The organism is Brevundimonas aurifodinae (assembly GCF_040195595.1).
GTDB lineage: Bacteria > Pseudomonadota > Alphaproteobacteria > Caulobacterales > Caulobacteraceae > Brevundimonas > Brevundimonas aurifodinae.
Genome location: NZ_JBEGDD010000005.1, coordinates 204923 through 218029 on the forward strand (window position 1 = coordinate 204923; position 13107 = coordinate 218029).

Genomic DNA, 13107 nt, shown 5'->3' on the forward strand with positions numbered 1-13107 from the left:
AGTATTTTTTTTAACCGCCAGTCCGGATCAGCGTTGCGTCCAGGCGCGCCATCTCCCCCGTCGCCAGGACGGGGGCCGGCATGCGACCGTGGTTATGGGCGTCCACCGCATGGGTGACGGGTTCACAGCAGAATGATCGGGCATCCAGGGGCGCGTAGAGATGCAGCAAGTCGCACTCCGCCGCGTGCAGCGTGACGACGGAACCCGTCGATCTTCGACCGACATGAAGTCGGCCGTTCCAGCCGACCAGGAGGGCATCGACGAATCGCGTCGGGAGAGGCGTTCGCGCGAAATCGAGATCGGGCGGCATGACCTCCACATCCAGCGGCCTTGAGCCTTCATCCGCTCGCCAGACCCCCTGGACGCTGGCCTCCAGCCAGGTGTCGTCGTGCCGCTCAAAATAGGGGTGAAGCCCAAGCCCGAAAGGCATGGGCCGCGCCGCCATGTTGGTGGCCGACAGGCTGATCGCCAGACCACTCTCGACCAGCCGATAGATCAGCTGGGCCTCGTATTCGTAGCCACCGGGGGACGCGTGCGCATGCACGAGCGCGACTTCGGACGCGGTCTGCTGCTTCACGCTCCACGGGGCGACCCAGCCGTAGCCGTGAACGTGAGGCCCTGGTCCCAGCGGGTCGAGCCGTACCCTCTCGCCGCCAACCTCAAAACCGCCGTCGAAGATCCGGTTGGCCCAGGGGACCATGGGAAACAACGCTGCCTGGCGGGGATCTCCGGGATCGGGTTGGCTTCTCAAAAGGGGCTGAAAGCCGTCTACGTCCTGCCAGACGCCCAAGAGGCTGCCACCGAGCTCCGGGCGCACGATGGCATTCATATCGCCGCGGGCGAGGTGCACATCGGCCATGTCTGGCCTGCTCGTCAGAGGCTTTGGAGGGACACGGGCAGGAACTTCGCTTCCGTTCGGCGAAGATCAGCGATCAAACGCTGGGTCTCCGCCAACCCGAAGGCCGTGGGCTCGATTCCGCCGGGGAGATGGTGGAGCGTCTTGAGGCCAAGGTTGTCCGCCATGGCGATTTTTCCGTAGTGGACGAGTCCTCGGATGTTGCGTGTCATGAAGATGATGAGCGGCAACAGTTCGCGATGGATCGCCTCTGCGGTCGCCAGGGCTTCCTGCGTGCCCTCGCGCACCAGATTGTAGATGCGGACCTGAAGGGCGAGGCAGTCGGGTGCCGGGATCAGGCCGGCCCCACCGCTGCGGAGTAGCGACAGAAATTCGATGCCGCCGTGACCGCCAAACGCGTCCACCTTGCCGTCGAGGCCATCCAGCACGCGAGCGATGTCGACCGACCAGCCTTCGGCTTTCAACAGCGTCACATTAGGGTTGGCGCGGACCACGTCGACCAAGCCTTGCACCGACAGGAAGGATGCTAGGTTCACGGGATTGTTCTGGATGGCCACCGGCAGGCTCACGGCCCTGGCGACCGTCGTGAAGAAGGCAATGATGTCCGCCTCGGAGCGGCCACCCGGGGGCGGCTGCAGGATGACCCAGCTTGCGCCCGCGGCTTCCGCCTCGGCGCAGAAGGCGATCTGGGCCTCGGCGGTCGGTTCGCCGACCGTGACGGCATAGGGAAGGCGACCGTCGATCAGTCGGCCCACAAGGCGGACGAGCGCCAGCCGGCCGCCCGCGTCCATGCGATCGACCTCGGTCACTAGGCCCAGCACGCATATGCCGTGGGCTCCGACCGAAATGCAGTGCTCCACTTGGCGGCGCATGGCCTCCTCGTCGAGGCTGCCATCGGCGTTGAAGAACGCGTAGAGGACCGGATAGACGCCGTGATTGCGGAAGCTCATGGGACTGTCCTCACGCCACGACGAAGTCGAAGACTTCGGACATGGGCTCGACGCCCAGTCCGGGTCCGGATGGCAGGGTGAAGCGTCCTTGCTCGCAGCGCATGTCGCCCGTGATGAACTGCAGGTTCCTGTCGAAGATCGAGTGCTGGTATTCGTGGAAAGGCACCCGCCTCAGGGTCGCCGTGGCATGCAGGCTGGCCGCCTGGAAGATGCCGATCCCCACCGAGGCATGAGGAATGGTTTCGACGTGGAAGGTGGTCGCCATGCGGCCGATGTGCAGGAACTCGGTCACGCCCGTGTGCGCGATCTCCGGCTGGATGATCGCCATGGCGCGAGCCTCGAAGCGCGGACGGTATTCCAGAACCGTATGCCATTCCTCGCCGAGCGCGAGCGGCGTGCCGATCGCGCGGGCCACGGCGACCTGCCCTTCCATGTCCTCGGGCTCGCAGGGGGCCTCGGCGAAGTAAAGGTTGTAGGGCTCCAGTTTGCGAATGAGGCGGATCGCCTGGGCGGCCGTGAACTTCCAGTGCATGTCGATCATCAGGTCGACGTCCGGACCAACCGCTTCTCGCAGCGCCGCCATCTCGGCGACGATGCTGTCTTCCGCGACGGCGGCGGCGAACTTGATGGCGGTGAATCCTTTGTCAACAAAGGTCCTAGCGAGATCGCACCGCCTTGCGAGCGTGGCTTCCGGCAGACCGGAGACGTAGGCGGGGATGACCTTGCGCCGGGCGCCGCCCAGAAGGTCGACCAGAGGACGGTTCACACCGCGCGCGAACAGGTCCCAGATGGCGATGTCGAGACCGGCCAGAGCGTCCAGGTAGAAGCCGCCGAAGAAACCCCTAACCCGCATCAGGTCGTACAGGTCCTCGTGGATGACCACGGCCTCGGCGGGATCGCGGCCGAGGATCACGGGGGCTAGCACTTCGTCGATGATCGTCTTAACGACGCGCGGAGCAACCATTCCGTAGCTCTCGCCCCAGCCGACGAGGCCGCTTTCGCCCGTCACCTTGACCAGGATCGATTGGTCTGTGGTCGGGTAGATCGTTTTGTTGCCCTTACGAACCAGGTAACCCTGGGCATTGATCGATTCGCCGTCCTTCAGGGGACCCAGGTAGGGCACGTCGCGCGGGATCGAGATGACGAAGGTCTCGACACTGACGATGGCGTCGAGGGGCCCATGGGCGGGCCGGGATGGGGTCATGCTGTTTCTCTCAAGACTGAAGGCGCGTCAGATGACGCCGCCGTCCACGATGAAGGTCTGGCCGGTGCAGCGTCGCGACTCGCCGGATGCCAGCCACAACGCCATGCTGGCGATGTCGCCGGCGTCCAGATGCTCTTTCAGGCATTGGCGCTCGAGATAGGCGGCGAACTTGGAGGGGTCCGTCGCCTGTGCGCGCGAGACCTGCTTTTCGGTAAGGACCCAGCCCGGCGCGATGGCATTCACCCGGATGGAGTCACGCCCCAGTTCGCGGGCCAGGCTCTTCGTCAGCCCACCGACTGCCGCCTTCGCGGTGGTGTAGGCGATGACGCCGACGGCGCCGAACATCCAGGAGATGGAGCCCAGGTTAATGATCGACCCGCCGCCGGCCTGAGCCATTCCCGACGCGACGGCCTGGGCCAGGAAGAACTGGTGGCGCAGGTTGACGGCGAAACGATCGTCCCACTGCTCGGGCGTGATGTCTTTCCAGGCATGGCGCGCATCGTCGCCCGCATTGTTGACCAGCACGCGGAACGCGCCGAGCTTGCCGGCCAGCCGAGAGACGGCGGCCCGCGCCGCGCCGATGTCCCGAAGATCCACAACCTCGTAGGCGACCACCCCTTCAATCGAGGACGCCAGCGATGCCGCCGCCTCGGCGTTGACCTCCAGGAAGCCCACGCGGGCCCCCTGCTGGGCGAACCGCCGCACGATCTCGGCACCGATCCCCGACCCACCGCCGGATATCAGAACGGGAATGTTGGCCAGATCGAAGTACCGCGCGTGAGAACCGTCTGTCGATGATGATGGCGCAGGCATTCGTTCCCCCAGTTTTTTCCACCCTATCCCGCCCAGAGACAAAACGGAACTGGGTTTCATAATTTCTAGTAGGCCGGTTTGGTGGGGAACCAGCCAGGCCTTGCGTCGTCGAGGTAGGCACCCGTGATTTCCGTAACGCGGTAGGTCTCGAGTTTTTCTACATCGGGCGACACACCCAGCCCTGGGCCCATTGGCACTGAGAAGCTGCCTTCAGTGATACGCGGCGGATCACCGGTGACGTCATCCGCGAGGTAGGCGCTCTCGGTGTCGATCGCGAGTGTCATATTGGGGATGGTCGCGGCCAGATGCAGGTAGGCGGCCTGCGAGAACCCGAGCTCTGCACCGCTGTGCAGCGTCACCGGAAGGTTCGCCGCCTCGCAGATGGCTGCGGCCTTCAGCGTCTGCCACAGGCCGCCGGCCTCGTGGGGGTCCAATAGCACGACATCAGCTGCGGCGGCCCGGACGATGGAAAGCACGTCCTCCAAAGTGTAGGCGCTCTCATCCAAAGCAATGGGCGTGCTGCACTGGGTCCGTAGGTTTGCGTGCCCCATGATGTCATCGGTGGGCAGGGGTTGCTCGACATAGGCAAGGTCAAGACCTTCAAGCTTGCGCAGCAGTCGCTTGGCCGTCCCTGGAAACCAAGCACCATTGACATCCGCCCGCAGGGGGTGAGCTCCGACGCGATCCCGCACCGCAGTCAACAGGTCGACATCATTGCGCTCGTCAAACCCGACCTTCGCCTTGAACGTGGTGTAACCCAGGTCGAGAAATCGCCCAGCCTTGTCCGCACAGGCCGCCGGTTCGGGAAGGAAGAGATAAGCGGAGGCCTGGACCCGATCGCGCCACAGTCCGCCCCACAGCGCATGGAGAGGCAGCCCGGCCTGCTTGCCCAGGGCGTCCCACATCGCCATCTCCATGGCAGCGATGGCCATCACAGCGGCGCGCTTGTGGTGATAGTAGCCGGCCCCGAGAACGTGCCGGCCGAACCGGTCCACGTCGGCCACGTCGTAGCCCACAGCCAGCCTGGCGATGACAGCCTCGAACACCGCCCGCACCGTGTCGATCAGACAGATGGTTTCCCCCCAGCCGACAATACCGGTATCGGTCTCGATGCGGACGATCAGCCGCGTCGTGCCGGTCCGCTTGCCGGACGCCCAGAGGATATCTTCATTGAACGGCATGCGAACGAGCCAGTGTGCGGTACTGACGATCTTCATGCGAGCTCCCGGGTTTGTGCGGCAATGAAACTGTGTGCCATTATTTCGTGGTTTGGCGCGGCCGATCGGTACAAAGCAAGAGGCTAGGGCGTGGCGAGACGGAAAAACTCTATCGTGGAAGACGACATCGTGCTGGAGGACCGGCTCGAGCCTCGGCCGTCCGGTTTGGGTCCTAATGCCTTGAACCGTGGCCTGGCGCTGCTGGACATCATCGCCAACGCGCCACGGCCGCCCCGTTTCACGGAGATCATGTACCAGGCGAACATGCCCAAGGGCACGCTGTACCGCATGCTCCAGCCGCTGCTCGACTACCGCCTGATCCGCCTGCAGGAGCGCGATCAGACCTACCATCTCGGCAACCGTCTGTTCGAGATGGCGCACAAAGTCTGGAGCGAGTTCGACATTCGCGGCGCGGCAGAACCGGAACTCAGCCGTCTGCGCGCCCTGTCCGGCGAAACCACCCTCCTAGGCGTGATCGAGAACAGAGCCGTGCTCATTGTTGGCGAACGCGACTGCGACCAGCCCTTGCGCATAAGCCTGTCGGTGGGCAGCAAGCTAGATCCCCTCACCAGCGCGGTGGGCAAGGCCCTCATCGCCTATATGCCCCCCGCGCGACTGGCCGAGTTCATGACTCCCAGCGCGACGGTCAACCTGGACGCGATAAGCCGAGAACTGACCCTGGGCCGCGCCCGGGGTTATGCGGTGTCAATTTCGGAGGATTTCGCCGGCGTCAGCTCCGTGGCCGCCCCGATCCTTGACCACCGCGGAGAGGCGATCGCCGCCATCGGCATAGCAGGGCCGTCGCTCCGGCTGGACCCCGATCGGCTGCATGCCCTGGGACGCGATGTCATCGAGGCCGCACGCAGAATCTCGAGCTATGTCGGCGAGACCTATATGACGATTTCCACCACCGTTGCGCCGGCCGCCAAGCAGGACCGACGGCTGAAATGCGTCGTTCCCTCTGCCGCCTTCCTGGGGGAGGGGCCTGTCTGGTTGCCCTCATCGAACACGCTTATGTGGGTCGATATCCTCAGCCCGGCCGTGCACGCGTCCGACGTCACGACGGGTGAGACGCGCACACGCCCCATGGCCGAGTTGATCGGATCGATTGCGCCTCGAAAGGACGGCGGCTTCGTGGTCGCCAGCCAGAGCCGGCTCGAGCTCTACAACTCCGACTTCGAACAGCCCCAGACGGTCGCGGCTCCGGTGTCCATGGCTGGCCACCGCTTCAACGACGGCAAGTGCGACGCCAAAGGCCGGTTCTGGGTGGGCTCGATCGGCCTCGACGTCACGCCAGGCGAAGGCTCGCTGTTCTGCCTGGACACGGATGGTCGGCTAAGGGTCGTCGAGACGGGTTTCGACCTGTGCAACGGGATGGGGTGGAGCCCGGATTCCAGTCGCTTCTACTTTGTCGATTCAGGCAAGCGCGTCATTTATGCGTATGACTTCGACCTCGAGGCCGGCACCATCTCGAACCGCATCACACTCGTCGAGTTCGAGCCGGGCACGGGTAACCCGGATGGCTTGGCCGTCGATGCCGACGGCTTCATCTGGTGCGCCATGTGGGACGGGTGGTGCGTACAACGCTTCTCGCCCGAAGGTCACCTAGATCGCTCGATCACCGTCCCCGTTCCGCGCCCGACGAGTTGCGCCTTCGGAGGAGAAGACCTGCGGACCCTCTTCATCACGTCTGCCAGAATTCGCCTGTCCGCTATGCAGCTTGCAGCGGCCCCGCTTTCCGGCAGCGTCTTCGCGATCGACGCAGCCACGCCGGGTAGCCCCATAGCTGCGTTTGCCGGCTAGACGCGACACCGTCGCAGCGAACTGCTGAGTATAAGCCAGCTCATATCTCGTACTCCGAATCAGTACCTTTCGTCAGCTGACAGGCCTGAATTGTCTCTAGCCGTGATCACGGGTTAGCGGGCGTTACAGGGCCCACATCCGCCCCACGACGAACTGGAACTAAGTTTCATTTTGTAGCAAGATCGTCTAGGCCGCTTTGGCCGAAGGCGATCGGTGTCGCGTGTAGCCACAGGGGTGGGTTGAAGACGTTCTATCGTGAAGTTTCGGACGATCGTGGCCCGTTGCCACAGATTCTCAATGATAATCACAAGGAAGAATACAGTGCGCCGTTTACCGCAAGCAGCCCTCGTTCTAGCTCTAGCAGCAATCGCGTCTGCCGCAGCAGCAACCGTTTGGCAAACCATCGATGGAGAGGCCGCATCTATAAATGGGAATACACTGACCGATAACGGTTGGACTTACCAACTCGAATACCAAAGCAATGGCACTAAACCCGCGTTATCGACAGCCCAAGCTTACGCTGGTTCAAGCTCACTTTTTATGCGGATCTCGCCCGATACCGATGGTCAAAAAGAACGCAGCGAAATTCGCATAACTCAAGGGACGCCGTTCGGCTCCGAAAGATGGCTGAGCTTCGCTTTATACATTCCCACGAATTTTCAGGCGCATCCGGTTGATCGTTGGCTCATGCTTGCTCAAGTATGGCAGTACTCGCCCGCCAGCCCACCGATCGCGCTGGAGTTTCAGCCCAACACCTCGAACAACCTCCAGCTCATCGTTCGCAACAATGATACTGGCACATCTGCCCCTAACATCGTGAAGACCGGTATAGCGATCAATAAAGGCGCATGGAACACGGTTCAGCTCGGCTTTAGACTAAGTACGGCCAACACTGGGTTTGTGTCCGTTTATGTGAACGGGCAACTCGTCCACACGTATAACGGCAAAGTCGGCTATATCGAAAACCAGAGCTATGTCACCCCTAAGCTCGGCTTGTACGGATCGAACTCCAGCGCACTCCATGAGATCTGGGTCGACAACGTTAGATATGGAAGCTCGCGAGCCGAAACAACGCCCTAAGAAGGCGGCCGCTGCGGCTCAGCCGCAGCGGCGTCAGTTCGCCACCTGAATGTCCTCTCGCTGAAAGCCCACGCCCAGGACCAGAAGCCAGGCGATGAAAATCCACTGCTGATCTGAAAATCGGGAAGGGCGGGATCAACCGCGGCCAGGAGCTCGGTTTCACCTGTGAGACACAGCGGCGAAAGGACCAGCGCCAGCAGGCCTAACGCGCGCGTCCAGACACCCTGCGACAGCGGCTTGAGCACCGGCGCCAGCCCCATCGCCAAGGCCCAGGACGCCAGCAGAGTTTGCCCGGCCATTCGCCGATCGTCAGGCCCGCGAACTGCCGCCAGTACATCCAACGGCGGCTCGCGCAGCACGTCGTTGTATCCGAAGCGGCGCAGAAGCAGGGTGAACGGCAGGTTCACCGCCTAGAGCAAAGGCGATCACCTCCACCCCGACCCCTTGCTTAATCGATCGCATCATCGTCGAGTCCGGCCTCAATCTGTAGACAGGAGAGGACTGGACGCGGGTTCGCCGCACGTTCGCGCCGTCATCGAAAATTTGTATCGCCTGTCAGGTGAGCAGTAAGCGGCACAAAATCAGAAGCCGATGACCTTTTTGGCTCAGCGGAACGCACCTTTAGTGGGTTTCCCCTGTGCGGACGTCAGGTTCGGGGCGCGCGTGGTAGCGGTGAGGTCCACCAACATCAAGCTGCTGCTGGAGCAGCCAACTCACCCACCGCCCCAATGCGCAGCGGTGGCAGGGCAGCGACTTCGCCAACTCAAATCCACCGTTCTAAAAACCGTGCTAGAAACTTCTTTAGAACGGGATAACTTTGCTAAGTCATTGAAAAGAATGGCGCGCCCGGAACGATTCGAACGTCCGACCCTCAGATTCGTAGTTTAGGCAGCCGCTGCAGGCCGAAACAACGCGTGGAGAGCTTCCGGCTTCAGATGGGTATAGCGCCTCAACATCTTCCAATCTCTGTGGCCGGTGACGAGCGCAACCTGGTGGATCGCGAGTCCAGCTTCAAACAGGCGTGAAGTGCCTTCGTGCCGGAGGTCGTGAAATGTCAGGTCATCAATACCGAGTTCATTGCAAGCCCGGTGAAAGGCTGTGCCGACCGACTTTCCGTTAAACGGAAAAATTCGATCCTGGCCTCGCAGGGCAAGTTCCCGCTGCTCACCGACAATCAACCAGGCGTCGTAGCCATTAGCGGCGAAGAGTGGGATCCTTTGGTCGTTGCCACGCTTCTCTCGTGGGTCTTTTCGATCTCGTATTGTCAGCATCCTTGTCCGCCAATCGACGTCGCTCCAACAGACTCTGACGATCTCGTCCTGCCGCATAGCTGTCGCGACCGCGAACTGGATGATGCGCCCTACAGGGATGGTTTGGCGCGGATTGCTGTCGAAATAGGTGACGAGTCGTCGGAGTTCGTCGTCGGTCGGACGGCGATCGCGCTCCTGACCTTTGCCGATGAGACCAAGACGCTTCAAAGCGATCCGTGCCATGTCGACGGGTTCTACGCGCACCGGCAATCCATGCACGGCTACTGCGTGCGACAAGACGAGTTTGATCGCACCGATATCTATGCCGAGCGTGACGGGGCCAGCACCCTGTTTGGCCCGATCGCGTCCGAAGCGGATCAACCGTTCGCGGTCGACCTCGACCCAGTTGCAAGACCCCAACTCGCGTTTCAGAAGGTCCAGAGTCGCCGCCTTTGACCGTCGTGGTGCCTTGCCAACCGCGCACATGTCTTCGATATGCAAGTCGATCAAATCGCCAAAAGTTCGCAGCTTCGCGATCCTGGAACTCGTTGGAGTTTCGCCTCTATCGACTTGGCGCTCGGCATCGATCGACCATCGTTTGGCGTCCTCGTGTCGGACGAAGGTTTCGCTCAGGGACCGGCCTTTCCGACGCACCTGAACACGCCAGTTTCCAGATTTTTGCTTGAGAATCGACGCCATGTTTTGAGTGCAAAATGGGTGCAGTGGGATGTCGTAGAGTGGCGAATTCTGGCGCGTAATAGGGTACGAGATCCTACGACAACCGCCTTCGTAGCCATTGAGATATAAGCGAAAAATGCATATAAATCAAGCGCATAGATTGTCCATTGCACCGATGATGGACTGGACGGATCGGCATTGCCGGGCCTTTCACCGGGCGCTGACGACGCGCGCCCTGCTCTACACCGAGATGGTCACGGCCCCGGCGGTGATCCACGGCGATCCCGAGCGGCTCTTGGCCTTCGACGCGGTCGAGCATCCGGTGGCGCTGCAGCTGGGCGGATCGGACCCGCGTCAGCTGGCTGAGGCCGCGCGGATCGGGGTCGGCTTCGGATACGACGAGATCAACCTGAACGTCGGCTGCCCGTCGGACCGTGTGCAGTCGGGGCGGTTCGGGGCCTGTCTGATGCGCGAGCCGGAGCTGGTCGCGGACTGCATGGCGGCGATCCGGGAGGCCGTCGACGTGCCCGCCACGGTCAAATGCCGGATCGGGGTGGACGAGCAGGAACCGCAGGACAGTCTGTTCGCCACGGTCGACGCCTGCGCGGCCGTGGGCGTGTCGGTCTTCATCGTCCATGCGCGAAAGGCCTGGCTGAAGGGTCTGTCGCCCAAGGAGAACCGGGACGTGCCGCCGCTGGATTACGGGCTGGTGCGCCGGCTGAAGCGGGAGCGGCCGCATCTGTCGGTCTCGATCAATGGTGGGATCGGCACGCTGGACGAGGCGGAGGCGCATCTGGACGCCGACTCTCCCGAGTGGGGCGACGGCGTGGCGCTGGACGGCGTCATGCTGGGGCGCGCGGCCTATCACGATCCGGCCCTGCTGGGTCAGGCCGACCGGCGGATCTTCGGCGCGGGCACGGCCGACGTGAACGCCTTCGAGGCCTTGGAGCGCTATCGGCCGTATCTCGCGGCGCGGCTTGACGCGGGCGTGTCCCTGTCGGCGATGACGCGACACATGCTGGGGCTGATGCACGGGCGGCCGGGCGCGCGGGCGTTCCGGCGCATTCTGACGGTCGAGGCGATCCGGCCGGGCGCGGGGCTGGAGGTGCTGGACCGGGCGCTGGACGCCGTGCGCGAGGCCGAGGCGCGCCGCGAACGGCTGGTCGAGGCCGCCTGACGTCAAGTCCGTGTTAAGCACGATGGGCGCTCTGTCTTCGCCCATGAAACACGCGCTCGTCCTCGCCGCCGTAATCGCCGCCGTCGCGGGCGCCGCCGAGGCCCAGACCCGACCCCGGTCGCCGATCACGGCGGCGCTCAATCTGGGCACGCCGGGCGCGGGCGTGGAGGCGCAGCTGTCGCTAGGGCCGGTGTTCGTGTTGCGGGGCGGGATCGACACCCTGGGCTATGACCTGGACCAGAGCTTCGACGGCGTGGACTATTCCGGCCGGTTCGATTTCGACACGGTGTCGGTCTTCGTCGACGTCCATCCCTTTGCCAACGCCTTCCTGATCTCGGGCGGAGTCTATGTGGGGGATCGCACCATCGGGCTGAACGCACGGCCGACCGTGCCGCTGGACATCGGGGGCCAGACCTTCACGGCGGGCCAGATCGGCACCCTGGCCGGCGCGATCAAACTGTCTGACGTCGCCCCCTTCCTGGGAGTCGGTTTCGACGACGCCTTCATCCGCGAAAGCCGCTGGGGCTTTCGCGCCATCGCGGGCGTCGCCTGGAGCGAGGCGCCCGAAGTGGCGTTGACGTCCACCGGGGGAAGCCTGTCGAACGACCCGAACTTTCGCGCCCGGCTGGAGCAGGAGGCGCGCGACATTTCCGAGGAGGCCGAGGACAAAGGCATCTTCCCCGTCGTCCAGCTGGGCGCGACGGTGCGGTTCTGAACGGGCTCGATCTGACTGAACTGCTGCTGCTGGGCGCGGCGGTGCTGGCGGCAGGTCTGGTCGGCGGTCTGATCGCCGGCCTGTTCGGGGTCGGTGGCGGGACGGTTCTGGTGCCCGCCCTGTTCTATGCATTTTCAGTCTTGGGTCTGGGCGGCGAGGCCAATCTGCACGTCGCCATCGGCACGTCCCTGCTGACCATCGTCGCGACCTCCTGGCGCTCGCTGGGCGCGCACCGGGCTCATGGGGCGGTGGACGAGCGGGTGCTGAGGCGGTGGACGCCGTGGGTCGCCGTGGGGGCCCTGATCGGGGCCGGGGTGGCGGGCGTAACCTCGATGGAGGGTCTGGCGATCGTCTATGGCGTCTGCCTGATGGTGGTGGCGGCCCAGATGGGGCTGCTGCCCGAGACGGCGACCCTGGCGAAGGATCTGCCGGGCGGCTGGGGGCGACGCGGGATCGGGAGCCTGATCGGCGGGCTGTCGGCCATGATGGGGGTGGGCGGCGGCAGTTTCGGCGGGATGCTGATGACCCTGTGCGGGCGGCCGATCCATCAGGCGGTGGCGACCGCGTCGGGCTTTGTCGTGGCGATCGGGATCGCGGCGACGGTGGGCTTCGTCGTGTTCGGATGGGCAGCCGAGGGACGGCCGCCGCTGAGCCTGGGCTATGTCAATGTGCCCGCCGCCGTGGCCATGGGGCTGCTGACGACCCTGGTGGCCCCCTATGGCGCGCGGCTGGCGCACCGGCTGGACCGCAAGGTGTTGAGGCGCGCCTTCGCCCTCTACCTGCTGGCGACGGCCGTCTCGGTGATGGTGAAGGCGCTTTAGGGCCGGAGCGTCAGACCCGCCGGACGGGCCTCGAAGGCGGAGAGGCGGCCCAGATAGCTCATGCCGAGCAGGGAGTGCGGCAGGCCCTTTTCCACGACCAGGGCACGGACCTTCTCGACCCGCGCGCCGGCGACGGCGACGTGGTCCAGTTCGATCGCGGCGGCCATGACGGGGCCGGAGGCGGTCTCGACCGTCTGGGTGAAGTCGGCGGGGGTCAGGCGCAGGCCCAGCCGCAGGGCGTCCTCGCGCGTCAGGGCGACGACGCTGGCGCCGGTGTCGACCAGCATCCGCACGGCGCGGCCCTCGATGTCGGCCTGGGCCCAGTAGTGGCCGTCGGGCGAGCGGGCGATCTGGGCGGCCTGGCCGGAGGCGGGTCCGGTCAGCAGGGCGGCGTGGGCAGGCGCGGGCACGGCGGCCGAGGCCACGCGCGGCTCCCGGTGGGTGAACCACCAGGCGACGGTCAGCGAGGACAGGGTCGCCGTGCCCATGACGACGGCGGACTGAAGGTCGAAACGCACCAGGAACCCATCCATGCGACACGGC

13 protein-coding genes are annotated in these 13107 nt (G+C 64.2%); 5 read left to right on the top strand and 8 right to left on the bottom strand.

From position 1 onward, the window contains the following. Positions 1-10 precede the first annotated feature (10 nt). Genes ABN401_RS07940 through ABN401_RS07960 form a run of 5 tightly spaced genes read right to left on the bottom strand, consistent with a single transcriptional unit; the run spans position 11 to position 5040 of the window. On the bottom strand, positions 11-859 hold the full coding sequence (locus tag ABN401_RS07940) for an aldose epimerase family protein (RefSeq protein ID WP_349684302.1): 849 nt from the start codon (positions 857-859) through the stop codon (positions 11-13). A gap of 14 nt (positions 860-873) precedes the next feature. Continuing rightward, entirely contained in the window at positions 874-1806 is a 933-nt protein-coding gene (locus ABN401_RS07945; protein ID WP_349684303.1) for a dihydrodipicolinate synthase family protein, read from the bottom strand. A gap of 10 nt (positions 1807-1816) precedes the next feature. Beyond that, positions 1817-3010: a mandelate racemase/muconate lactonizing enzyme family protein gene (locus ABN401_RS07950; RefSeq protein WP_349684304.1), complete on the bottom strand. Its 1194-nt coding sequence runs from the start codon at positions 3008-3010 to the stop codon at positions 1817-1819. 27 nt (positions 3011-3037) lie between these two features. Continuing rightward, entirely contained in the window at positions 3038-3883 is an 846-nt protein-coding gene (locus ABN401_RS07955; protein WP_349684305.1) for an SDR family NAD(P)-dependent oxidoreductase, read from the bottom strand. A 5-nt stretch (positions 3884-3888) separates the two neighbouring features. Then, positions 3889-5040, bottom strand: coding sequence for a mandelate racemase/muconate lactonizing enzyme family protein (locus ABN401_RS07960; RefSeq protein WP_349684306.1), 1152 nt, complete (start codon positions 5038-5040; stop codon positions 3889-3891). 114 nt (positions 5041-5154) lie between these two features. On the opposite strand from ABN401_RS07960, the gene ABN401_RS07965 reads away from it, so the two are divergent. Continuing rightward, on the top strand, positions 5155-6843 hold the full coding sequence (locus ABN401_RS07965; protein ID WP_349684307.1) for an SMP-30/gluconolactonase/LRE family protein: 1689 nt from the start codon (positions 5155-5157) through the stop codon (positions 6841-6843). A 321-nt stretch (positions 6844-7164) separates the two neighbouring features. Continuing rightward, on the top strand, positions 7165-7923 hold the full coding sequence (locus tag ABN401_RS07970) for a heparin lyase I family protein (protein ID WP_349684308.1): 759 nt from the start codon (positions 7165-7167) through the stop codon (positions 7921-7923). Here the strand turns inward: ABN401_RS07970 and ABN401_RS07975 are convergent. Both ABN401_RS07975 and ABN401_RS07980 read right to left on the bottom strand, forming a co-directional pair. Further along, positions 7920-8330 carry a hypothetical protein gene (locus ABN401_RS07975; protein ID WP_349684309.1) on the bottom strand — a complete coding sequence of 137 codons (411 nt, stop codon included), beginning with the start codon at positions 8328-8330 and terminating at the stop codon, positions 7920-7922. The two genes, ABN401_RS07970 and ABN401_RS07975, sit on opposite strands and share 4 nt — an antisense overlap. Positions 8331-8807: 477 nt before the next feature. Beyond that, positions 8808-9872 carry a tyrosine-type recombinase/integrase gene (locus tag ABN401_RS07980; protein ID WP_349684310.1) on the bottom strand — a complete coding sequence of 355 codons (1065 nt, stop codon included), beginning with the start codon at positions 9870-9872 and terminating at the stop codon, positions 8808-8810. A 115-nt stretch (positions 9873-9987) separates the two neighbouring features. Between ABN401_RS07980 and dusA the strand changes: the two genes are divergently transcribed. The 3 genes from dusA to ABN401_RS07995 are packed head-to-tail and all read left to right on the top strand — an operon-like array spanning position 9988 to position 12564. Continuing rightward, a complete protein-coding gene (gene dusA / locus ABN401_RS07985; RefSeq protein ID WP_349684311.1) occupies positions 9988-11028 on the top strand; it encodes a tRNA dihydrouridine(20/20a) synthase DusA in 1041 nt (346 codons plus the stop codon). 43 nt (positions 11029-11071) lie between these two features. Then, a complete protein-coding gene (locus ABN401_RS07990; RefSeq protein ID WP_349684312.1) occupies positions 11072-11743 on the top strand; it encodes a hypothetical protein in 672 nt (223 codons plus the stop codon). A gap of 41 nt (positions 11744-11784) precedes the next feature. Next, complete coding sequence (locus ABN401_RS07995; protein WP_349684313.1) at positions 11785-12564, top strand: sulfite exporter TauE/SafE family protein; 780 nt, start codon at positions 11785-11787, stop codon at positions 12562-12564. Here ABN401_RS07995 and ABN401_RS08000 read toward each other — a convergent pair. Then, positions 12561-13082: a TIGR02281 family clan AA aspartic protease gene (locus tag ABN401_RS08000; protein ID WP_349684314.1), complete on the bottom strand. Its 522-nt coding sequence runs from the start codon at positions 13080-13082 to the stop codon at positions 12561-12563. The genes ABN401_RS07995 and ABN401_RS08000 overlap by 4 nt on opposite strands. Positions 13083-13107: the final 25 nt, after the last annotated feature.